General features: G+C 69.1%; 16 protein-coding genes and 2 pseudogenes. 9 read left to right on the forward strand and 9 right to left on the reverse strand.

What is annotated here, in order from left to right:
- Positions 1-4: 4 nt before the first annotated feature.
- On the reverse strand, positions 5-817 hold the full coding sequence (locus QTH86_RS09370) for a hypothetical protein (RefSeq protein WP_286644946.1): 813 nt from the start codon (positions 815-817) through the stop codon (positions 5-7).
- 18 nt (positions 818-835) lie between these two features.
- Positions 836-1,222 (reverse strand): RT0821/Lpp0805 family surface protein, encoded by a 387-nt coding sequence (locus QTH86_RS09375; protein WP_286644945.1) that lies wholly within the window; start codon positions 1,220-1,222, stop codon positions 836-838.
- A 189-nt stretch (positions 1,223-1,411) separates the two neighbouring features.
- Here QTH86_RS09375 and QTH86_RS09380 point away from each other — a divergent pair, with 189 nt between their 5' ends.
- The 7 genes and pseudogenes from QTH86_RS09380 (at position 1,412) to QTH86_RS09410 (ending at position 7,686) form a co-directional block, all read left to right on the forward strand.
- The gene (locus QTH86_RS09380) at positions 1,412-2,062 is read left to right on the forward strand and encodes a phosphoribosyltransferase (RefSeq protein ID WP_286644944.1); all 651 of its coding nucleotides are present in this window, start codon (positions 1,412-1,414) and stop codon (positions 2,060-2,062) included.
- 40 nt (positions 2,063-2,102) lie between these two features.
- A pseudogene (locus QTH86_RS09385) lies at positions 2,103-2,342 on the forward strand (hypothetical protein); the annotation flags it as partial.
- A gap of 224 nt (positions 2,343-2,566) precedes the next feature.
- Positions 2,567-2,785 (forward strand): XRE family transcriptional regulator, encoded by a 219-nt coding sequence (locus QTH86_RS09390; protein WP_286644942.1) that lies wholly within the window; start codon positions 2,567-2,569, stop codon positions 2,783-2,785.
- Between the two features lie 18 nt (positions 2,786-2,803).
- Positions 2,804-3,361 (forward strand): hypothetical protein, encoded by a 558-nt coding sequence (locus QTH86_RS09395; RefSeq protein ID WP_286644941.1) that lies wholly within the window; start codon positions 2,804-2,806, stop codon positions 3,359-3,361.
- Between the two features lie 5 nt (positions 3,362-3,366).
- Positions 3,367-5,997 (forward strand): DNA mismatch repair protein MutS, encoded by a 2,631-nt coding sequence (mutS, locus tag QTH86_RS09400; protein WP_286644940.1) that lies wholly within the window; start codon positions 3,367-3,369, stop codon positions 5,995-5,997.
- 28 nt (positions 5,998-6,025) lie between these two features.
- Positions 6,026-6,865 (forward strand): proteasome-type protease, encoded by an 840-nt coding sequence (locus tag QTH86_RS09405; protein ID WP_286644939.1) that lies wholly within the window; start codon positions 6,026-6,028, stop codon positions 6,863-6,865.
- A 14-nt stretch (positions 6,866-6,879) separates the two neighbouring features.
- On the forward strand, positions 6,880-7,686 hold the full coding sequence (locus QTH86_RS09410) for an alpha/beta fold hydrolase (protein WP_286644938.1): 807 nt from the start codon (positions 6,880-6,882) through the stop codon (positions 7,684-7,686).
- A gap of 24 nt (positions 7,687-7,710) precedes the next feature.
- Here QTH86_RS09410 and QTH86_RS09415 read toward each other — a convergent pair whose 3' ends face one another.
- The 6 genes from QTH86_RS09415 to QTH86_RS09440 all read right to left on the reverse strand — a co-directional run bounded on the left by QTH86_RS09415 (position 7,711) and on the right by QTH86_RS09440 (position 18,509).
- Entirely contained in the window at positions 7,711-8,535 is an 825-nt protein-coding gene (locus QTH86_RS09415; protein ID WP_286644937.1) for an undecaprenyl-diphosphate phosphatase, read from the reverse strand.
- An 88-nt stretch (positions 8,536-8,623) separates the two neighbouring features.
- Positions 8,624-9,277 carry an aspartate/glutamate racemase family protein gene (locus QTH86_RS09420; protein ID WP_286644936.1) on the reverse strand — a complete coding sequence of 218 codons (654 nt, stop codon included), beginning with the start codon at positions 9,275-9,277 and terminating at the stop codon, positions 8,624-8,626.
- A 52-nt stretch (positions 9,278-9,329) separates the two neighbouring features.
- The gene (locus tag QTH86_RS09425; RefSeq protein WP_286644935.1) at positions 9,330-10,742 is read right to left on the reverse strand and encodes an efflux transporter outer membrane subunit; all 1,413 of its coding nucleotides are present in this window, start codon (positions 10,740-10,742) and stop codon (positions 9,330-9,332) included.
- A 22-nt stretch (positions 10,743-10,764) separates the two neighbouring features.
- Positions 10,765-14,037, reverse strand: coding sequence for an efflux RND transporter permease subunit (locus tag QTH86_RS09430; protein ID WP_286644934.1), 3,273 nt, complete (start codon positions 14,035-14,037; stop codon positions 10,765-10,767).
- Positions 14,034-17,171, reverse strand: coding sequence for an efflux RND transporter permease subunit (locus QTH86_RS09435; protein ID WP_286644933.1), 3,138 nt, complete (start codon positions 17,169-17,171; stop codon positions 14,034-14,036). Before QTH86_RS09435 ends, QTH86_RS09430 begins: the two co-directional genes overlap by 4 nt.
- A 15-nt stretch (positions 17,172-17,186) precedes the next feature.
- The gene (locus tag QTH86_RS09440) at positions 17,187-18,509 is read right to left on the reverse strand and encodes an efflux RND transporter periplasmic adaptor subunit (RefSeq protein WP_286644932.1); all 1,323 of its coding nucleotides are present in this window, start codon (positions 18,507-18,509) and stop codon (positions 17,187-17,189) included.
- 50 nt (positions 18,510-18,559) lie between these two features.
- Here QTH86_RS09440 and QTH86_RS27040 point away from each other — a divergent pair, with 50 nt between their 5' ends.
- Positions 18,560-18,814 carry an H-NS family nucleoid-associated regulatory protein gene (locus tag QTH86_RS27040; RefSeq protein ID WP_286646730.1) on the forward strand — a complete coding sequence of 85 codons (255 nt, stop codon included), beginning with the start codon at positions 18,560-18,562 and terminating at the stop codon, positions 18,812-18,814.
- Between the two features lie 18 nt (positions 18,815-18,832).
- Positions 18,833-18,937, forward strand: a pseudogene (locus QTH86_RS27045) (H-NS family nucleoid-associated regulatory protein); the annotation flags it as partial.
- Positions 18,938-18,977: 40 nt separating this feature from the next.
- Here QTH86_RS27045 and QTH86_RS09445 read toward each other — a convergent pair.
- Positions 18,978-23,192, reverse strand: coding sequence for an OmpA family protein (locus QTH86_RS09445; RefSeq protein WP_286644931.1), 4,215 nt, complete (start codon positions 23,190-23,192; stop codon positions 18,978-18,980).
- Between the last annotated feature and the right edge of the window lie 51 nt (positions 23,193-23,243).

The following is a 23,243-nucleotide window of genomic DNA, read 5'->3' on the forward strand; positions in this document are numbered from 1 at the left end:
TCCGTCAGCACCGCCCCCATCCCGGCGTGCGGCCGGAAGGCCGCCAGGCCCTTGAGCCCGCGTCGCCAGACGGCCGGTCGTCGCACACGGCCTGCATGATCCAGGGCGCATCGCGCAGCACATGCACGCAGCCCTGGGGCCCGCGCCAGTACGCGGGATCGCCGACGGCCTGGCGCAGGTCGCTGCGGCGCATCGCGTCGATCCGGGCCACGACGGGCTCATGGGCGAGCATGTCGCGCGGGTCGGCATGACGCGTCATCAGCGCGAGCAGCGAGCGTGGCGGGATGCACAGGTCGCGCTCGTCTTCGCCGTCGGCGTTGTAATTGACGAGTTCGCCCAGCCGGCGCAGCTTCGCGCAGTCGCCGGGCTCGAAGCCCGCGTCGCGCGCCAGCCGGTCCGCCACCGCAGCGAGGTTGTCGCCATAGATACCGACCAGCGCCCATGCGCGGTGCGCCCCGCCCAGATGCCGGTCGACCAGCAGGCTGGTGCAGACGTCGCTCGATTCGTCGATGTGCGCATCGAGGCCGGGATGCGCGGGCACGTCGCCGGCGGCGTGATGATCGAAGTAGCGCACGCGCACGCCGTGGTCCAGGAGGCACATCAGATCGCGGCGGTTGCGCTGCATCGAGATGTCGAACACGTCGACCTCGTCGCCGGCCATGGCCGCGACGCGGTGCAGCAGCGCGATGTCGCGCTTGAGCCCGGTCACCGCTTCGGCCGGCCCCGGCGCGTGCAGCCGCCATTGCACGACGGCGCACAGGCCGTCGGCATCGCCGTTGAAGACATCGAAACGCCGCCCCATGGTCCCTGCACCCATCGGCCGTTCAGCCACGCCTCATCGGGACATGCGCCAGTCGCCGTCGGCCTGCAGGCACGCGCTGGCGCCGATGCCGTCGAACCGGGCGCCGACCGTCACCTCGAGCCTGAAATCGCGGCACCGGGCCCCGCCCCGCGCAAAGCTGCGCACCGGCGTGAACACGAAGCGGTCGCCGGTCTCGTGGTTGCGCCAGACCGAGGACTCGCCGTCCGGCAGGCTTTCCAGGATGGCCGCTGCGCGCCGACGGTCGCTGTCGTCCATCGCCCGGGCCGCCACGCTGCCCAGCGCGCTGTCCGCAATGGATCCGGTGAGCATGCCGCCGGCCGGCGGGCCGCCGCCGAAGCGGCTGCAGGCGGACGTCGCGAGCGCGACGCCTGCCGCGAAAAGAACCGACCCCAGCTTCATTCGCACCTCCATGGTGATCGCCCCGTCGAATGGAAGCCAGCATCGCCCAAGGTCCCGGGCGACGGCTTGATGCAGCGCAATGCATCGGGACGACCGGCGTTCTCCGGGGGGATCGAGGCCCGGTTTGCGCCGGGTCAAAGCGGCGAGGGCTGCACTCCGCAACGATGTCGCACAGCCAGGAGACCCGCCATGTTCTTTTCCGATCGTGTCGATGCCGCGCAACAGCTTTCGCAGTCGCTGCAGAGGCGGAAGGGGCATCGTCCGCTGATCCTCGCCATCCCGCGCGGCGCACTCGAGATCGGCCGGCTGGTGGCCGATCGCCTGGACGGCGAACTCGACGTGGTGCTCGTGCGCAAGCTGCGGGCACCCTCCTCGCCGGAATTCGCCATCGGTTCGATCGACGAGAGCGGATGGACCTACATCGCGCCCCACGCGCGCGCCGCCGGTGCGGACGAGCGCTACATCGAGCAGGAGAAGCGTGCCCAGCTCGCGCTGCTGCAGGACCGTCGCCGGCGCTACACGCCCGATCGGGCACCGATCGACGCGAACGGGCGGATCGCCATCGTGGTGGACGACGGCCTCGCGACCGGCGCGACCATGGTGGCCGCGCTGCACGCCGTCCGTGCGCGGCAACCGACAAGGCTGATCTGCGCCGTGCCTGTCGCATCGCCCGAAGCCATCGCGCTGGTGCGCCCCCTCGCCGACGAGGTCGTGTGCTTGCATGCACCCGAGGACTTCGGTTCGGTCGGACGGTTCTACCAGTCGTTCGATCAGGTCGAGGACGAGCAGGCGATCCGCCTGCTCAACGCGTCGGGCCCGCGCATTGCCAGGCCGCAGTGAGCGGGGCGGCAACGGATCGGTGACCACGCTCGGCGGACGCATGAAGCCAGTCCCGCCAGCCAGGCCCAAGCGCGGCGACGACCCGGCCGTTCCGATCGCCAATGCCGACGTGGCGGCGATGTTCGACGAGATCGCCGACCTGCTCGAACTGCAGGCGGCCAGCATCTTCCGCATCCGCGCCTACCGCAATGCCGCGCGCATGCTGGGCGACCTGGGCCGCGGCGTGCAGGGCATGGTGGCGCAGCGCGAAGACCTGGACGCGCTGCCCGGCATCGGGCCCGCCCGCGCACGCGCGCTGCAGCAGGCGCTCGGCATCCGCACGCTCGAGGATGTGCAGCGCGCCCTGGCCTAGGTCGAAAGCCAAGCCCACGTCGCCGCCTTTGAGCAGCAATGCTTCAGGCGATTTGGACCAGCGAATACGCTCAATGAGCGTACAATGCCCCGCCAACGCAGTTCCAGTTCTCCCCGTCGCGCACGCGGCGCGGGTTCTTGTCATCGGCAGCCATGACCGACTCGAAGCCGCAAAGCCCCACACCAGCAGCCATACGCGAAGCCCGCCTTGCTGCAGGCCTCACACAAACAGAGGCAGCACAAACGGTACGGGCGTCGCTGCGGGGATGGCAGCAATGGGAAGCCGGTGACCGGGCGATGCCGCCCGGTTTGTTCGAGCTGTTCATGCTCAAGACCGGGCAATGGCCGCTCGGCGATGAAGCGGGGAACTGAGTAGCGAGGATCAAAGACATGGCGGGCGCAGCAGCAACCAATACAGGTTTCCCCGGTGTGGAGGTACACGGAAAGTCGATCCGTATCGCCTTCATGTACCAAGGTGCCCGCATCGGTACACGCTCGGCATCGAACCGACCCGCCACAATATCAAGCACGCCGTTCAAGGTGCCCAAGACCAAGAAGGAGCGAACCGTGTTGCTGCAACCGCCGGCGCGCGGAGCGCTGAAGGTGTTGATCGCAGACGCGGAGCAGCGCGAGCCTGCCGACCTGACCGTCTGGCTGAACCGCCATGAATCGCGCATCGATCGCGTGCGCGTGCTGCTGTCGCCAAAGACGCAGGCTCGCGAGAAGGTCGTCAACGACTACTTCGTGCCGAGCGCCTGCAACACCAAGTGGGCCATCGCGAACCAGATGGGCCACAGCGACTATTCCATGCTCGTCACCGTTTATGGTCGATGGATTGATACGGAGTCCCCCAGAGCGCTGGAGCGTATCTGGGCGAGCATGCAAAACATGGCAAAAAGTACCCCCAACTTGCCTCATAAAACCGATGCAGAAACTGCAAGTTATTGATTTATATGGATAAGTTAGACGTTTCTGCGCATACGCCGATGATGGCGCAGTATTTCCGCCTCAAGGCGGACCACCCGGACACGCTGCTGTTCTACCGGATGGGCGACTTCTACGAACTGTTCTACGGCGACGCCGAAAAGGCCGCGCGACTGCTCGACATCACGCTGACGCAGCGCGGCCAGTCAGGCGGGCAGCCGGTGGTGATGGCGGGCGTGCCCTTTCATGCCGTCGATGCCTACCTGGGGCGGCTCATCAAGCTGGGCGAATCGGTCGCCATCTGCGAACAGGTCGGCGAGGTCGGTGCCGGGAAGGGGCCGGTCGAGCGCAAGGTGATGCGGGTGGTCACGCCCGGCACGCTGACCGATGCGGAGCTGCTCAACGACAAGAGCGAGTCGCTGCTGCTCGCAGTGCAGGCCAGCGGCCGCAATGCCATCGGCCTGGCCTGGCTGAGCGTGACCGGCGCCGAACTGCGCCTGGCCGAATGTCCGGCCGACACGCTCGAAGCCTGGATCGCCCGCATTGCGCCGAGCGAACTGCTCTACAACGCCGAGGTCACGCCGGCCTTCGAGAACCGGCTGAAGGCCGCGCGTGCCGCGCAGCCCTTCACGCTGTCGGTGCGGCCGGCGTGGCAGTTCGACGGCGCGCTGGGCGAACGCAAGCTGTGCGAGCAGCTGGGCAGCACCAGCCTCGCCGCCTGGAACGCCGAAGGCCTGCCCAACGCGCACGCCGCCGCGTCGGCCCTGCTGGGCTATGCCGAACACACGCAGGGGCGCGCGCTGTCGCATGTGCAGCGCCTGACGGTCGAGCGCGACGGCGACCTGATCGAACTGCCGCCCGCCACGCGGCGCAACCTCGAACTCGTGCAGACGCTGCGCGGCGAGGATTCGCCCACCCTCTTCTCGCTGCTCGACACCTGCATGACCGGCATGGGCAGTCGCCTGCTCAAGCGCTGGCTGTTGTCGCCCCGGCGCGAGCGCAGCGAGGCGCAGGCCCGGCTCGATGCCATCGGCACGCTGCAGTCGCACGCGCCCGGCGCGGCGGTGGCGCCGTGGCGTGCCCTGCGCGACGCATTGAAGAACACCAGCGACGTCGAGCGCATCGCCGCACGCATCGCGCTGCGCCAGGTGCGCCCGCGCGAACTGGTCGCGCTGCGGCTGGCGCTGGCCAAGGCGGAGCAACTCGCCCCCCTGCTGCCCGGGGACGCCGCGCTGCTCCAGCAGATTGCGCAGACGCTCGCGCCGCCGGCCGGCTGTGTCGAGCTGCTGGTGAGCGCGATGAAGCCCGACCCAGCTGCGCTGGTGCGCGACGGCGGCGTGATCGCCACCGGGCACGACGCCGAGCTCGACGAGCTGCGCGCCATCAGCGAGAACTGCGACGACTTCCTGCTCCAGCTCGAAGTGCAGGAGCGCGAGCGCACCGGCATCTCGAACCTGCGGGTGCAGTTCAACCGGGTGCACGGCTTCTACATCGAGGTGACGCAGAGCGCGCTCGCGAAGGTGCCCGACAACTACCGCCGCCGTCAGACGCTGAAGAATGCCGAGCGCTTCATCACGCCCGAGCTCAAGGCCTTCGAGGACAAGGCGCTGAGCGCGCAGGACCGCGCCTTGGCCCGCGAGAAGTGGCTGTACGAGCAACTGCTCGACGCGCTGCAGCCGCACGTCAACGCGCTCACGCGCCTGGCCACGGGCATCGCGACGCTCGACGCGCTGTGCACACTGGCCGAGCGCTCGCACACGCTGCACTGGAAGGCGCCCGGCTTCGTGGCGCACCCCTGCATCGAGATCGTGCAGGGCCGCCATCCGGTGGTGGAAGCGCGGCTGGCCGAGAAGTCGTCGGGCGGCTTCATCGCCAACGACACGGCGCTTGGGCCCCAGCAGCGCATGCAGGTCATCACCGGGCCGAACATGGGCGGCAAGTCGACCTACATGCGGCAGATCGCGATCATCGTGCTGCTGGCCTCCATCGGCTCGCACGTGCCGGCGACCGCCTGCCGGCTCGGACCGATCGACGCCATCCACACCCGCATCGGCGCGGCGGACGACCTGGCCAACGCGCAGTCGACCTTCATGCTGGAGATGACCGAGGCGGCGCAGATCCTGCACAGCGCTTCGGCACAGTCGCTGGTGCTGATGGACGAGATCGGCCGCGGCACCAGCACCTTCGACGGCCTGGCGCTGGCCGCCGGCATCGCGGCGCAGCTGCACGACCGCACCAAGGCCTTCACGCTGTTCGCCACGCACTACTTCGAGCTGACCGAATTCCCCGCCACGCACCACGGCGCGGTGAACATGCACGTGAGCGCGACGGAGTCCGGCCGCGACATCGTCTTCCTGCACGAGATGCAGCCGGGGCCGGCCAGCAAGAGCTACGGCATCCAGGTGGCGCGGCTGGCCGGCATGCCCGCGGCGGTGGTCAACCATGCGCGCCAGGCTCTCGAAGCGCTGGAGGCGCAGCAGACGCAGACGCGCGCGCAGGTCGACCTGTTCGCCCCGCCGCCGGCCGCACAGGCCCCGGCGACGAGCGCCGTAGAATCGGCCCTGGCCACGCTGGACCTCGACGCGATGAGCCCCCGGGAGGCGCTGGAAGCGCTGTACACACTTCAAAAACTCAACCAGCGCGAAACCGGTCGAGGCTGAGTCGGCCCGAATCGTGCGAGACGACCCCATGACTTACTGCGTAGGCATCAAACTCAACGCCGGACTGGTGTTCCTCTCCGACTCGCGCACGAACGCGGGCGTGGACCACATCAGCACCTTCCGCAAGATGATCGTCTACGAGCAGCCGGGCGACCGCGTCATGGTGCTGCTGTCGGCCGGCAACCTGAGCATCTCGCAGTCGGTGCGCGAAATCCTCCAGATCGAGGAGCTGCGCGAGACGCAGGAAGACGGCGAGCCCGGTCCGCCCATCACCATCTGGAACGCCAAGAGCATGTTCGATGCCGCGCGCGTGCTCGGCGCGGCCGTGCGGCACGTGTACGACCGCGACGCCGAAGCACTCAAGCACGCCGGACTGGACTTCAACGTGTCCTTCGTCTTCGGCGGCCAGGTCAAGGGTGAAGGCATGCGGCTCTTTCTCGTCTACTCGGCCGGCAACTTCATCGAGGCCACCAACGAGACGCCCTACTTCCAGATCGGCGAATCGAAGTACGGCAAGCCGGTGCTCGACCGCGTGCTCACGCCCGACACGCCGCTCGACGAGGCCGCCAAGTGCGCGCTGGTGTCGATGGATTCCACGATGAAGTCGAACCTCTCGGTGGGCCTTCCGCTCGACCTGGTGGTGTACGAGGCGAACCGCTTGGAGACCGACAAGATCGTCTGCCTGGACGCCAACAACCCGTACTACCAGATGATGCACAACAGCTGGGGCCAGAAGCTGCGCGAGGTGTTCGACAGCATCGAGGATCCGGTCTGGGACGGCAGCGCAAGTGCCCACCCGCTGATGATGCCGGCCGCGCGGCACAGCCCGCTGCGCAAGATCTCGACGCCGGACGAAAAACTGATCTAGCGCCTGTGACCGGGGTGACGCTGCCGCCTGTCGTCTTCTCGCACGGGAACAGCTTTCCGGCGAGCACCTACCGCGTCATGCTCGACAGCCTGCGCAGCCGCGGGCTCGACGTGCACGCCATCGAGAAGTTCGGGCACGACCCGAAGTACCCCGTCACCAACAACTGGCCGCACTTGGTCGAGCAACTCGCCGACTTCACGCGCGGCCTGGTGAAGCAGGCCGGTCAGCCGGCCTTCCTGGTGGGTCATTCGCTCGGCGGCTTTCTCAGCCTGATGTGCGCCGCACGCCATCCGATGCTCGCGCGCGGCGTCGTGATGATCGACTCGCCGCTGGTCGGCGGCTGGCGCGCCAACACGCTGGGCCTGGTCAAGCGCACGCCGCTCCTGAAGTCCGTGTCGCCGGGCTCGGTGAGCCGCAAGCGGCGCACCGCCTGGGACGACCGCGAGGCGGCCTTCGAGCATTTCCGCGCCAAGCGCGCCTTCGCGCGCTGGGACGAACGGGTGCTGCGCGACTACGTGGACTACGGCATGCGCGCATCGCCGGGTGCCCTGACGCTCAGCTTCGACCGCGACGTGGAGACCGCCATCTACGACACCCTGCCGAACAACCTCGCCCCTCTGCTGCGCGCCAACCCCCTGCACTGCCGTGTCGCCTTCATCGGCGGACGCCAGTCGGTCGAGATGCGCCGCGTCGGCCTCGCGATGACCGAGCGCGTGACGCGCGGGCGCATGTCGATGCTCGACGGGACGCACCTGTTCCCGATGGAAAAGCCGATCGCGACGGCGGCGGCGGTGGAAGCGGCGCTGCGCAATCTGCTGTGATTGCGACGGGCCGACGCCATGCCGTCACTCCGCCCAGACCACCACCCCCGTCCACGCCGTCGCCAGCACCACGATGCCGAACACGATGCGGTAGTAGGCGAAAGGCACGAAGGTGTGCGTGCTGATGTACCTGAGCAGCCAGCGCACGCAGAGCCAGGCACTCAGGAACGAGAACAGCAGCCCGACCGCGAAGAGCGGGATGTCGGCCACCGACAGCAGCGCGCGTTCCTTGTAGAGGCTGTACGCGCCGGCACCGATCAGTGTCGGGATGGCGAGGAAGAAGGAAAAGTCGGTGGCGGCCTGGCGGCTCAGGCCGAGCAGCATGCCACCGATGATGGTCGAGCCGCTGCGACTGGTGCCGGGGATCATCGCGAAGCACTGCACCAGGCCGACCTTGAGCGCATCCCACGGCGTCATGTCGTCGACGTTTTCGATGCGCACCGAACCCGGCGGCCGTTTTTCGGCCCATAGGATGATGAAGCCGCCGATGATGAAGGTGGTGGCGACCACGACGGGCGTGAACAGGTGTTCCTTGATCACCTTGCCGAACAGCAGCCCCAGCACCACGGCGGGCAGGAAGCCGATCAGCACGTTGAGCGCCAGCCGGCGGGCCTTGGCCTGCCGCGGCAGCGCGACCACGGTCGAATGGATCTTCTGCCAATACACGAGGATGACCGCGAAGATCGCGCCGGTCTGGATCGCGATGTCGAACACCTTGGCCTTCGCGTCGTCGAAGCCCAGCAGCGACCCGGCGAGGATGAGGTGACCCGTCGACGAGATCGGCAGGAACTCGGTCAGCCCCTCGACGATGCCCATGACCGCGGCCTTGGCCAGCAAAACGATATCCACGCGTGCTCCTTTGAAAGAGCCTGGATTATCGCGAGGGCACGAGTCAGGTGATGATCAGGTGGCGTTCAGGCTGTGCGCTGCGTCAGGTCTATGCCAGCCGCATGCGCAATGCGCGCACGGCGCTGTCGACCGTGGTGAGCACCGGCAGGCCGGTCGCCGCCTCGCAGGCCGCCCGTGCGCGCGCCATGCTGAACTGGGCCAGTGCGATGCGCTGGCAGCCGCGCGCCTTCAAGGCCACGGCCTGCGCGGCGATCAGCGCGTCGTGCGTGGCGCCGTCGCCGCGGTTGAGCGCGTCGAGTGCGCCTTCGGCCAACGCGGTCTCGAGCGCGATGCTCGCCGGGAATTCGGGCGGCATCGATGCCAGCGTCGGCGCGAAGGTGGAGATCAGGCCCAGCGTGCCACTCCCTGCGGCTGCCTCGGCGATCATGGCCTCGTTGGGCTTGAGCACCGGCATCGCCGCATGGCGCCGCGCCACCGCCTCGATGCACGGCCCGAAGGCCGAGCAGGTGAAGAGGATGCCCTCGGCACCGGTGTCGACCGCGTACTGCGCGAGCCGATGGAAGCGCTCGTGCATCGCCGCGTCCAGCCCCTGACCCGACCCCTGCGCGTTCCGCGCGAGGTCGGCCGACAGGCTGTCGTCCAGCAAATTCATGCGCAGGGCTTCAGGCCAGTCGCGCGCGAAGGCGGCGTTGATCGGTTCGACGGAATGGGTGAGTGCGTGGATCAGGGCAATGCGGGTCATGTGGCGTTCACGGAAGCGGGCTGGGGAAACGAATGATCGTCTGCGTGCTTCTTCAACCCGGCGCCTGCCAGCCGCCACCCAGGCCCTGGATCAACCCCACCGCCGCGATCTGCCGGTTGACCTGCAACTGCAGCACCGTGCGCCGGGCGCTGAGCGCCGAGGCCTGCGCCGTGACCACCTCGGTGTAGCTCACCTGGCCCGCGCGGTAGCGGTTGAGAATCTGCTGCTCGGTGCGGTCCGCGGCGGCCGAAGCCTCGCGGCGCAAGGCCTCCTGCGAGGCCAGGCTGGCGGTGGCGGTGAGCTGGTCTTCGACGCCCTGGAAGGCGGTCAGCACGGTCTGCCGGTAACTCGCCACCGAGGCGTCGTACGAGGCCTTGGCCGCATCCACCTGCGCGCCGATGGCGCCCGCATCGAACAGCACCTGCGCCGCCGACAGGCCGATCGACCACAGCGTGTTCGATGCGCTGAACAGGTCGGACACGCGACTGGCCGAACGCCCGAGCGACGCGCTCAGGCTGAAGCTGGGGTAGTACGCCGAGCGCGCGATGCCGATCTGCGCATTGGCCTTGGCCACGGCCCGCTCGGCCGCTGCGATGTCGGGCCGGCGCTGCAGCAGCGTCGACGGCACGCCCAGCGGCACCGCGGGCACGACGGGCGTCCACGCCGTCTCGACCGGCAGCTGGAAGTCGGCCGGTGCAACGCCGACCAGCACAGCGATGGCGTGCTCGTAGGTGTCGCGCGTGCGCTGGAGCGCGACGCGGTCGGCACGCGTGTTGACCAGTTGCGTCTGCGCCTGCAGCACGTCGCTCTGCGCGGCGATGCCGGCCTCGTAGCGGTTGCGCGTGATGGCGTAGGCGCGCTCGTAGCCTTCGAGCGTCTCGGCCAGCAGCGCCAGTTCGGCGTCGGCCTCGCGCAGCGAGAAGTAATTGGATGCGAGCTCGCCCTGCGCCGACAGGCGCGCGGCGGCCAGGTCGGCCTCGCTCGCCTGCGCCTGGGCCTGCGCGCTGCTGACGTTCTCGCGCAGCTTGCCCCACAGGTCGGGCGCCCAGTCGGCCCCCAGCGTGGCGCTGGCACTGCCGCGCGCATCGCCGGCGCCACGGGTGCCGCTGCGCTGGGCGCTGCCCGACAGCGACACCGTCGGGAACAACGACGCACGCGCCTCGCGCACCAGCGCCTGGGCCTGGGCGTAGTTCGCCACCGCGATCGCGATGTTCTGGTTGGACACCTGCACGCGCTCGACCAGGGCGTTGAGCCCGGCATCGCCGAAGAGCTGCCACCACGGGCCGCGCTCGAACGCATCGGCCGGTGCGGCCGGCAGCCAGCCTTCGGCCGCGGGCGCTTCCTTCCAGGCACCGGGCGACACCATCGCCGGGCGTTCGTACGCCGGCCCGACCGCGCAGGCGGTGAGCGAAGCGGCGACAGCCAGCGCCATCAGGGTGGGCAGGAAGGATGATCGGGCACGCATGGTTTCTCTTCTCTCGTGGGGTTCAGGCCGCTGCGGCGCCACCTTCGACGTCCTCGCTGCGCGCGAGATGTTTCTCGTTGGGCGCCCGCCGGCGCAGCTTGTCCATCAGCACGTAGACCACCGGCGTCGTCAGCAGCGTGAGCATCTGGCTGGCGATCAGCCCGCCGACGATCGCCACGCCCAGCGGTTGCCGCAGTTCGGCGCCCTGGCCGAAGCCGATGGCGAGCGGCAGGGCGCCGAGGATCGCCGCCAGCGTGGTCATCAGGATCGGGCGGAATCGCAGCATGCAGGCTTCGCGCACCGCCTCGGTGGCCGACAGGCCGCGCGAACGTTCGGCCTCCAGCGCGAAGTCGATGATCATGATGGCGTTCTTCTTCACGATGCCGATCAGGAGGAACAGCCCGATCAACGCGATGATCGACAGCTCCATGCGGAACAGCAGCAGCGCCAGCACCGCGCCCACGCCGGCCGAAGGCAGCGTGGTCAGCACCGTGATCGGGTGGATCAGGCTTTCGTACAGGATGCCCAGCACGATGTAGATCACGACGATGGCCGCGATGATCAAGAGCATCTGCTGCGCGTTGGACTGCTCCGCCGCACGCGCCGTGCCCGAGAAACTGCCGCGCACGTTGACCGGCATGGCGATGTCGTTCTCGGCCTGCTTCACCAGCCGCTGGCCTTCGGCCAGGGTCACGCCGTCGGCCAGGCTGAACGACACCGTGCTCGACAGCTCGGTGTCTTCGTGGCTGATGGAGCTGGGCACCGCACGCTCGCTCAGCTTTGCGAAGGCCGCCAGCGGCACCATGTTGGTGGTGCTCGACGCCAGGGCCTGGCCGGCCGACGAGTTGCGCGCACCGGGGTTGGCCGAGGTGGTGGTCGAGGTGCCGGTGGCCGCGTCGGTGGTGTTCTGCACCGAGCTCACCGTGGTGGCGCCGCTCGCGGTCGTGGTGGTGCTGAGCGTCGAGGGCACGTACAGGTCCTTCAGCACGATCGGCGCGGGCTGGAAACGCGGCGCCCATTCCATGATGACCGAGTACTGGTTGAGGTCGTTGTAGATGGTCGCCACCGAGCGCTGGCCGTAGGCGTTGTAGAGCGCGTTGTCGACGGCGCTCGACGTCACGCCCAGGCGCGTCGCCGCATCACGGTCGACCTCGACGAAGGTCTCGACGCCGTTGTCCGACGATTCACCATCGACGTCGGTGAGCTGCGGCAGCTCCTTGAGCCGCTCGGCCAGCTTGTTCGACCAGCTGCGCAGGTCGCTCAGGCTGTCGCTCTTGAGCGTGTACTGGTAGGTCGAGTTGCTCTGCCGCCCACCCATGCGCAGGTCCTGCACCGGGCCGAGGAACACGCGCAGCCCGGTCAGCTGGTTGAGCTTGGGACGCAGGCGGTCGATCACCACCTGGGTCTTGACCTTGCGCTCGGCCAGCGGCTTGAGGTTGACGAACATGAAGCCGCCGCCGGCGCGCGAGCCGCCCGCGAAGCCTACCACCGTGTCGACCGCCGGGTCGGCGTTGATGATGTCGACCGCCTCCTTCAGCTTGGCGGTGAGCGCCACCGACGAGATGCTCTGGTCGGCGCGTAGCCCGGCGTTGAGCTGCCCGTTGTCCTGCTGCGGAAAATAGCCCTTGGGCACCGCGACGAAGAGGTACACGTTGAGCGCGATCACGGCCAGCAGCACCGCCATCACCACCAGCTTGGCCGACAACGCCCAGTCGAGGCTGTGGCCGTACAGGCGCAGGCTCCACTGCCACAGGCGCTCGGTCCAGCGCATGAAGGGCCCGCTGATGCGGCCCGGCCGCTTGCCGGCGTAGTAGTTCTCGGCGCGCAGCAGCATCGCGCACATCATCGGGGTGGTGGTGAGCGAGATCACCAGCGAAATCAGCACCGACGCCGACAGCGTGACCGCGAATTCGCGGAACAGCCGTCCCACCTGCCCGCCCATGAACAGCAGGGGGATGAACACCGCCACCAGCGACAGGCTGATCGACAGCACCGTGAAGCCGACTTCGCGCGCACCGCGCAGCGCCGCCGACACGCGGTCCATGCCGTTCTCGATGTGGCGCTGCGTGTTCTCCAGCACCACGATGGCGTCGTCCACCACGAACCCGGTGGCGACGGTCAGCGCCATCAGGCTCAGGTTGTTGAGCGAGAAGCCCAGCAGGTGCATCACGCCGAAGGTGCCGAGCAGCGACACGACGGTCGCCACCGCCGGGATGATGGTCGCGCGCGCACGGCGCAGAAACACGCCCACCACCAGCACCACCAGAACCACCGAGATGACCAGCGTCAGCTCGACCTCGTGCAGCGAGGAGCGGATGGAGTTGGTGCGGTCCGAGGCGACTTGCACCTCGATGTCCGCCGGCAGCTGCGCGCGCAGCTCGGGAATGAGCTTGCGCACCCCGTCGACCGTCTCGATGATGTTCGCGCCGGGCTGCTGCGTGACCAGCACGATCACCGCCGGCTGGCCGTTGAACAAGCCCACGGTACGGGTGTTCTCGACGCTGTCGATCACCTCGGCCACGTCGCGCAACCGCACGGCCGCGTTGTTGCGCCAGGCGATCACGAGGTCGCGGTAGTCCGCCGCCCGCAGGCCCGGCGCGGGCGTGTAGACCTGCAGCCGGCGGTCGTCGCTCTCGATCGCCCCCTTCGGCCGGTTGGCGTTGTTGGCCTGGATGGCGGCGCGCACGTCCTCGGTGCTGATGCCCAGGCGGTTGAGCGAGTAAGGCTCCAGTTCGACGCGCACCGCCGGCAGCGAGCCGCCGCCGATCTCCACGTCGCCCACGCCTTCGACCTGCGACAGGCGCTGGCTCACGATGTTCGACACCGCGTCGTAGATCTGCCCCGGCGTGCGCGTCTTCGAAGTCAGCGTCAGGATGACCACCGGCGCGGCAGTCGGATTGGCCTTGCGGTAGGTCGGGTTGCTGCGCAGCGTTGAGGGCAAATCGGCGCGCGCGGCGTTGATGGCGGCCTGCACCTCGCGCGCGGCCGAGTCGATATTGCGGCTCAGGTCGAACTGCAGCGTGACCCGGGCCGAGCCGTTGGAGCTGCTCGACGTGAGTTCGTTGACGCCCGGTATCACGCCCAGCCGCCGCTCCAGCGGCGTGGCCACGCTCGATGCCATGGTGCTCGGGCTCGCGCCGGGCAGGCTGGCCGACACCGAGATCGTCGGGAAGTCGACCTGCGGCAGGGGCGACACCGGCAGCACGAAGAAGGCCATGATGCCGGCCAGCGCGATGCCGATCGTCAGCAGGACGGTCGCGATCGGGCGCTCGACGAAGGGCTTCGACAGGTTCATGGCGCTTCGGTCGCGGCCTCGGGGTCGTCCGCTTCACGGCGGCGCGAGAAGCGGCGCCCCACGCGGTCGAAGGCCAGGTAGATCACCGGCGTGGTGAACAGCGTGAGCATCTGGCTGAGCACCAGCCCGCCGAAGATCGCCAGGCCCAGCGGCCGGCGCAGCTCGGCGCCCTCGCCCCAGCCCAGCATCAGCGGCACGGCGGCGAAGAGCGCGGCCAGCGTGGTCATGAGGATCGGGCGGAAGCGCAGCAGCGCGGCCTGGTGGATCGCCTCCTGCGGCGACTTGCCCTGTCGCCGCTCGGCATCGATCGCGAAGTCGATCATCATGATCGCGTTCTTCTTGACGATGCCGATCAAGAGGATGATGCCGATGATGCCGATCACGCCCAGGTCGTTGCCGGTGACCATCAGCGCCAGCAGCGCGCCGACGCCGGCCGAGGGCAGCGTCGACAGGATCGTGAGCGGGTGCACGTAGCTCTCGTACAGCACGCCCAGCACGATGTACACGCAGATCACCGCCGCGAGGATGAGCCACAGCTGGTTGGAGAGCGACTTCTCGTAGGCGCCCGCGGCGCCGAGGAAGTTCATCGTGATGCTCGACGGCAGGCCGATCTCCTGCGCCGCTGCGCGGATGGCCGACACCGATTTGCCGAGCGCGACGCCGGGCGCCGTGTCGAAACCGACCGTGGCCGCCGGGTACTGCGCCACGCGCGTGACCTGCAGCGGCGCGAGCTGCTCGCGCACCGTCGCGAAGGACGACAGGGGCGTGGCCGTGCCGCCGCCGGTGCGCAGCTGCAGCGTGCCCAGGCCCTGGATCGACGAGAGCCCTTCGCGCTGTGCTTCGAGGATCACGCGGTACTGGTTCGTCTCGGTGAAGATGGTCGAGACGATGCGCTGGCCGAAGGCGCTGTAGAGCGCATCGTCGACCGAGCTGGCCGTGACGGACAGGCGCGACGCGGTGTTGCGGTCGATGTCGACGTAGGCCGCGAGGCCCTGCGCACCGGCATCGGTGGTCGCGTTGCGCACCAGCGGTTCCTTCGCGAGGCGATCGACCAGCTTCTTCGCCCAGCCGTTGACCGCCGCGGTGTCGACGCCTTCGAGCGACACGCGGAACTCGGTGGGGCCGGTCTCGGCGTCGATGGTCAGGTCCTGCGTGGGCTGCAGGTAGAGCTTGGCGCCGGCCACGTCGTGGCTGACGCGCTCGCGCAACCGCGTCATGATGGCCTGCTGGTCGCCGCGGCCTTCGCGCAGGTTGACCAACACGCTGCCGGTGTTGAGCGTGGTGTTGTTCGCCGCATCGACACCCACCACCGAACTCACGCTGCGCACGTCGGGGTCGCGCAGAATGGCGTTAGCGGCCGCCTGCTGGATCTCGGCCATGCGCAGGTACGACACGTCCTGCGACGCCTCGATGCGGCCCTTGAGCTGACCGGTGTCCTGCGTCGGGAAGAGGCCCTTGGGGATCGCGACGTAAAGGAGCACCGTGAGGGCCATCGTGGCCACGGCGACGATCAGCGTGAGCGGCTGGTGGCGCAGCACCCACTGCAGCCAGATGTCGTAGCGCGCGATCACGCGGTCGAAGAAGCGCTGCACGGCATGGCCGAAGCGGCCGCCCTGCTCCGCCTCGGGCTTGAGCCAGCGCGCCGACATCATCGGCACCAGCGTGAGCGAAACGACCGCCGAGATCAGGATGGTGATCGCCAGCGTGACGGCGAACTCGCGGAACAGCCGGCCCACCACGTCGCTCATGAAGAGCAGCGGGATCAGCACCGCGATGAGCGAGACGGTCAGCGAGATGATGGTGAAGCCGATCTGCGTCGCGCCCTTGAGGGCGGCGGCGAAGGGCTTCTCGCCCTCTTCCAGGTAGCGCGCGATGTTCTCGATCATCACGATCGCGTCGTCCACGACGAAGCCGGTCGCGATGGTCAGCGCCATCAGGCTCAGGTTGTTGAGCGAATAGCCCAGCAGGTACATCAGCCCGCAGCTGCCGATGAGCGAGATCGGCACGGCGATGCTGGCGATGATGGTGGCGCGGACGTTGTGCAGGAAGAAGAAGATCACCAGCACGACCAGCACGACGGCCAGGATGAGCTCGAGCTGCACGTGGTGCACCGACGCGCGGATGCCGGTGGTGCGGTCCGACAGGATCTCCACGCGCACGGCGCCGGGCAGCGAGGCCTGCAGCTCGGGCAGTTGCTTGCGGATGGCGTCGACCGTCGCGATCACGTTGGCGCCGGGCTGGCGCTGCACGTTGAGGATCACCGCGGGACGCAGGGTGCCCTCGGCGTTCGCCTCGTCGCCCTTCAACGCCGCCCAGGCGCCGAGCTGCGTGTTCTCGGCGCCGTCGACCACGCGCGCCACGTCGGTCATGCGCACCGGCGCGCCGTTCTTCCACGCGACGATCAGGTTCTTGTAGTCGGCCGCGGTGACCAGCTGGTCGTTCGCATTGATGGTGTAAGAGCGCTTCGGGCCATCGAAGCTGCCCTTCGCACTGTTGGCGTTGGCCGCAGTGATGGCGCTGCGCAGCGTGTCCAGGCCGATGCCGACGGACGCGAGTGCATTGGTGTCGGCCTGGATGCGCACCGCCGGCCGCTGCCCGCCCGACAGCGTGACCAGGCCGACGCCGGTGACCTGGCTCATCTTCTGCGCGAGCCGCGTGTTCACCAGGTTCTGCACCTCGGTCAACGGCATCGTCTCGGAACTGATCGCCAGCGTGAGGATCGGCGAATCGGCCGGGTTCACCTTGGCGTAGACGGGCGGCGCCGGCAGGTCGGCCGGCAGGAAGGAGCCGCCCGCGTTGATGGCGGCCTGCACCTGTTGCTCGGCCACGTCCAGCGTCTCGGTCAGGTCGAACTGCAGCATGACGATCGACACGCCGGCCGCGCTGGTCGAGCTCATGCGGTTGAGCCCGGACATCTGGCCGAACTGGCGCTCCAGCGGCGCGGTGACGGTGCGGCTCATCACCTCGGGGCTGCCGCCCGGGTAGAGCGTCTGCACCTGGATGGTCGGGTAGTCGACCTGCGGCAGCGCTGCCAGCGGCAGGAAGCGCAGGCCGACCAGGCCGGCCAGCACGATGGCGAGCATCAACAGCCCGGTGGCGACCGGGCGCTCGATGAAGGGACGGGAGGGGCTCACGCGTCGCGCCTCCGGTCAGGGGGGCGGCCCGCCGCCTTCGCGGCGGCGACGCTCGCCGCGCGGGCCTGACGCGCCCGCGCGCGGGCCCGAGGCGCCCTGCCGCGGACCGGCCGCCGGCCGCTCGCCCTGCAGCTGCACGCGCGAGCCTTCGCTCAGGCGGTCGCCGCCTTCGGTCACGACCAGCTCGCCGGCCTTCAGCCCGTCGGTGATGGCGACCACGTCGACGGTCGACTCGCCGCGCTTCACGGTGCGCATCTGCACCGTGCGGTCCTCGCCGATCACATACACGTATGGCCCCTTGGGGCCGGTGCGCACCGCGGTCACCGGCACCACGATCGAATTGAGGGTACGCAGCGTGAGGCGCACATTGACGAACTGGCTGGGGAACAGCGTCGAAGCGACGTTCTCGAAGCGCGCCTTGGCCTTGACCGTGCCGGTGGTGGTGTCGACCACGTTGTCAAGCGTGGAGAAGGTGCCGAGGTCGAGCGTGGTGCTGCGCGTGCGGTCGAAGGCGGCCACGGCCAGGGGCTTGCCCTGGGCGAACTGCTGCTGGATCTCGGGCACGCGGTCCTGCGGCACCGAGAACTGCACGTCGATGGGGTTCATCTGCGTGATGACGGCGATGCCGGTCGTCGAGTTGGCGGTCACCGTGTTGCCCGGGTCGACCGCTCGCAGGCCGATGCGGCCGGTGATGGGCGCCGTGATGCGGGTGAATTCGACGTTCACGCGCGCCGCGGCTTCCGACGCCTTGTCGGTGATGACGGTGCCTTCAAGCTGCTTGACGAGTGCGGCCTGCGTGTCGACGTCCTGGCGGGCGATCGAGTCCTGGCCGAGCAGCGTGCGGTAGCGCGACAGCGTGACGCGCGCCGCCTCGAGCTGCGCCTCGTCGCGAACGCGCGTGCCTTGCGCCTGCATCAACGCCTGTTCGTACGGGCGCGCATCGATGCGTGCGAGCAGTTGCCCCTTCTTCACCGTCTGCCCCTCGGTGAAAAGCACATCGGTCAGCACGCCACCGACCTGCGCCTTGAGCGTGATGGTCGCCAGCGGCGTCACGGTACCCAGTGCATCGAGGGTGATCGGCAACTCGGCCTGGCGCGCGGCCGCGTGCCCCACCGTGACCATGCCGGCGCCGAAGGCACCGGGACCGCCCGGGCCGCCGAAGCCGCCCGCGCCTTCGGCCGGCGGACGCTTGATCAGGTACCAGCTGCCTCCCGCCAGACCAGCGACGACAAGCAGCGCAATCAGGATGCCGATCCAGCGACGCCGGCGCGAAGGGGGCGGCTCTGGTGGGGGGAAGGATTCGGCGGGCGGCGTGGCAGGAGTCGTGGGGTGGTCCATGGGATCGTGGGGCGGCACAGGTCTGGTGCGAGTAGAGCCCGGCATCGTAGCTGGCAACCCTCTCGCACCGTAAACGCGGCGTAAAGGCCGACGGCGCAAGGACAGGAGGTGGCCGGCGTGGTCGAACGCATCAAGGTCGCGATCGAAAGAAGTACGCCAACGGTCAGGGCAAGGTCTGGTCGGGTCGAGGCCCCCGCCCCCATTGGCTTCGCGATGCGTTGGCCGCCGGCAAGTCGCTCGAGAGCTTCGCGATCGGCAGCGAACCGACGGCGAGCCCAGCCCGCCCCTCGAAGACGTCCCGCTAGCGCAAGGCGCAGCAGTACCGCGACGAACACGGAAATGCGTGGAGCGGCTTCGGCCCCAAGCCGCGCTGGCTCAAGGAGGGGCTCGCCGCAGGCGCCACGCTCGACCAGTACAAACTCACCTGAGCATCCCGGCAGACCACTGACCTGACAGCGATCGCCTCGCTCAGAACTTGCCCAGCACGTTCAGGAAGAACCCCTTGCTGCGGTAGCTCAGGTCGGTCAGGTCGTCGGAGTAGTCAGTGAAGTTGTAGCCCACGCCGACCTTGAAGTTCTCGTTGACGTGGTAGTACGCCGCGGTGAGCCAGCCGTCCTTGCGGTCGTGCAGTTCCTTGGCGCGCAGCGAGCGCAGTTCGACCATCCAGTCCCAGTTGCGCACCAGCTTCCAGTCGAGCCGCACCACCGCCAGCTCGGCGGTGCTCTTGAACCACGGCGCCGAGTCGTCGCGGCTCGCGCGCAGGTCGCCGCGCCGCCAGGCGTATTTGCCGCCGACGGTCCAGCGCTCGTTCAGGTCGTAGGTCGCGTCCACCGCCAGCACATGGCTGCGCTGCTGGTAGTCGATGCCAGTGCTGGTCACTGTGCCCATGTTGCTGTCCAGCCCGGTATTGATCACCTGCCCCGGCGACGAGAGGTCGTACAGGAAGGTGTACTTGAACAGCAGATTCAGCTTGTCGTCCAGCGCCGGGCGCAGGCCATAGCCCAGCATCGCCTCGGTGTACTTGGCGGCGTTGAGCGCGCCGCTGCTGCTGTCACTGTCGGCCCAGTTGAACTTGCCGATCCAGCGCGCGTCGCGGTCGACCTTCCAGCTGAAGGAGTTCTTCACCAACCAGCTGGTGCGGCGCTCGGTGCTGCCCTCGTCCTGGCGGTACTCGATGCCGCCGCTGTACTTTACCGCGTCGCTCGAATAGCCGACGGTGGTCGCCACCGCTTCACGCTTCATCACGCCGAGCGTCTCCGCGCCGATCCAGCCGTTCTCGAAGTTGACGCCGAAGGTCCAGTGCGTGTCGGGGGCGTACTGCACGCCGTAGGCGTGGGTCAGGCCGGGCTGTTCGCCGGTGCTCTGGCGATGCTCGGTGAAGAGCGACAGGCCGTCGCCGACACGCGAGCGCACGCCAGTGACCAGGTTGCCGCCGCGGCCGATCAGGTTCTCGTCGGTGCGGCCGGTGTCGGCCACGTAGGTCACGTAGACGCTGGAGCGGTCGTCGTACTGGTAGTCGACGCCGGCCTTGCCCGCCAGGCCGCCGTCGCCGCCCGACAGCTCGCCGCGCAGCGCGAGCTTGTCGGTCACGCGGTACTTGCCGCCGAAGCCGAGGCGATCGTTGTCCAGCCGGGTGCCGGTGGTGCGCGCGCTCTTCTGCGCGAAGCCATAGAGGCTGTAGCGGTCGGCGCCGGTGTAGTCCAGTTGCACCGCCACGTCAGTACGCTCGCCAAACACGGCCTGCGTGGTCGGCAGCGACGGGCTCGTGATGAGCGAATCGCCGGTCTTATCGTCATAGCGCAGCCCCAGGCCGAGCTTCCACGCGGGGGCGAACTGCCAGCCGTATTGCGCATCGAACACGTTGCTGTTGTAACCATCGCGTTCGTCACGGCGATCGGCCTTCAGCCGCAGTTCGCCGGTGTCGCCGACCGGCACATTGGCCTGCAGGCCGGCCTGTGTGGTTTCGTTGCTGGCGTACTGGCCGGGCGCGGAAAAGCCCGCGCCGCGCGACTGCGAATAGGCGCTGACACGGCCACCCTGGGCGAGCTCGAAGTCGCGCAGGTCGGCCTGCCCTTCGACGCGCCAGGCATTGGCCCGGCCGTTGGGGCCAGTAGAGCCTCCGCTCGCAGAGCTGAAGTTGAAGCCGCCGTCGAGCGAATCGTACTGCTGCGTGCCCGGGCCTTCGCTGCGCGCCACTTCGGCCTTGAGGTAGCTGGTCTCGGTCTTGCGCAGCGTGAGATCGGCACCGGCCAGGCGCTGATCGCCGCCGATCTGGTCCTGCCGCGCGGCGGTCACGCCCACGCCCACGTGGTCGTTGGCCCACCAGGAAACGCGCCCGCCGGTCGCCATGGTGTCGAGCGAACTCGACAGCGGCGTGTACTCGTAATCCACCACCAGGTAGGCCGGCATGCCGGCGAAGCCGCCCGCGCGCACGAGCGAGCCGTCGTCGGCCAGGCTGGTCAGCGGCGACGACAGGAGCACGCGGCCTTGCAGGTAGTCGATCTCGTAGTCGGAGGTCGGCACCAGCTGCGTGCGCTTGAGGACGAAACCCGAGTTGCGGTCGCGCACCTCGATGCTCACCCGTTCGGCACCACGCGTGATGTCCTGGTTGCGCAGGTAGTACAGCGAGCCGCCGGTGCCGCGGAATTCCTCGCGGGCTGACAGCGTGCCGGGCTCGGCCGCATAGGCCTGGAGCTTGAGGCGCGCGTCGCCGAAGGCGGTGGTCTCGTCGCCCAGGTAGCGACCGTGGAAGCCGTAAAGGCCACGGCTCACGCGGGTGAGTTCGGTGTCGCCGAAGCTGAGCTTGAAGTTGCCCCACATCGCCTGCGAGCGGCCGTCGTCTACCCGCAGGTAGAAGCGGCCCTGTGTCGGCGCGTCTTCGATCGAGGTCGAGTCGTCGCCGAAGGTGCTCCACGAATCGGCCGGGTCGAAGCGCCGGAACAGCGAGGTCGGGTCCTTGTGGTCGAGGTTGCGAAACATCTCGTTGAGCGGCCGCTCCTCGGTGTCGAGGCTGGCGGTCAGCGTCCAGCGGTCGTCGAGCTGGCCCTTGGTATAGCCGGCCAGCCGGCCCTCGCTCCAGCTGCCGCCGTCGTAGCGGTTCTGGTCGTTGGTGACCAGCGCGGCCGGGCCGCTGACGCTGTTCTTGCCAACCGTGAGATCGGCCTGGCCGATGAAGAACCAGTCGCTGGTCGGCAGCTCGAAGTCGCGCCGGTAGATGCGCGCAGTGCCCTGCGCGTCGGTGACCGCGATCTCGCCGGTCTGCACGCGGCGCGGCACCAGTTGCTGGAAGACGAAGCGGCCGGCCTCGTCGACCGGCACCGCGAAGCCGAGCGCACGCACCCGCTCACCGGGTCGGATCGCCGCGCCGCTGGCGGTCACGGTGCCGGCCTTGATCGGGATGTTGGCGATCGCCAGGTTGCTCTTGCCGTAGGCCTGCAGCAGCTCGCGTTCCGGGTCGGGCGTGCGCAGATCGGGCGCGTGGCGCTCGGCCACGCTGAGCGACAGGTCGTCGGTTTCGTCGAAGCGGCCCTGAGCATCGTAGAGCCGCAGGCGGTAGTACACCTTGCCACCGGTGCTGTCGGCGCGTGCATCGAGCAGGCCGGCCGGCACCGTCCATTCGCCGCGCAGGTCGGCGTCCAGCGGCACGGTGGCCAGCGGCCGGCGTTGCATCACGTCGTTGGCGGTGAAGAGGCGCAGCTCCGCGCGCACCGCGAACAGGCGGTAGTTGCTGTAGCCGGCGAAGCGCACCGTGTCGCCGGCGACCACGGTGGTCGGCCACGCGGCTGCGCTCAGGCGACGCGGCGCCGAGAGGTTGTCGTACTGCAGGCGCAGCTGGTTGCGCTCCAGTTGCACGTCGACGCAGCGCTGGCGATCGGCGCTGGTCGCGGCGACGCCGTCGGTGCCCAGCAGCTGCCCGTCGACCGTGAGGCGCAGCGGCGCATCGTCGGTGCCGAAGGCGCTGAGCGCGCCGCAGGCGGTCGGGTCGACCGCGGGCGTGCCGGGCCGCACGACGGCGGGCGTCACGTCGGTCCAGAACACGCGCACCTCGACGCGCCGGTTCGCGGCCCAGCGTGCCGGGTCCTCGGCCGGCGTGGCCAGCGGCTCGCTGGCGCCGCGCGAGGCGGCGCTGGCAGCGCCCGCCGGCAAGCCGAGCTGCTGCGTCAGGTAGCGGCCCACCTGCTGGGCGCGGGCCAGGCCGAGCGCCTGGTTGTCGGGAAAGCGCGCCTGCAGCGCCGGGCTGATGCGCTGGACGTCGGTGTGGCCGACGATCTCGAAACGCAGGCCTTCGCGGCCTTGAACCTGCGCCACGATGCGGTCCAGCGCCTCGCGGTCGGCCGGGCGCAGCAGGTCCCCGCCCGATTCGAAGCGGGGCGTGCTGCTGTCGCTGCGCGGTGTGCGCTGGGCGGGCGTGCTGGTGTCGGGTGTGCCGCCGACCAGGGCGCGCTCGTCGCCGAGCAGGAAGACGGCGCGCGGCAGTTCCTGTTCCGAGCTGCGCGGGATGGTGTCGGTGCCCGACAGCTCCACGGCGCGCGGATCGGCCGCGCTGCGGTCGAGCATACGCCCGCGGGTTTCGGCGCTGCCGTGGACGGTTGCCGGCGCGGTCTGCGCGGCGGCCAGGCCCATGGCCAGGCAGGCACTGGTGGCTGCGCTCGCCAGGGCGATGCGCTGGGGTAACTTTCTCATGGGCACTCGCTGCGGAAGAGGTGGCTGAACGGGGTTCATGGCGGGGGCGTT

Origin of the sequence: Variovorax sp. J2L1-78 (assembly GCF_030317205.1) — a bacterium.
Lineage (GTDB): Bacteria > Pseudomonadota > Gammaproteobacteria > Burkholderiales > Burkholderiaceae_C > Variovorax > Variovorax arabinosiphilus.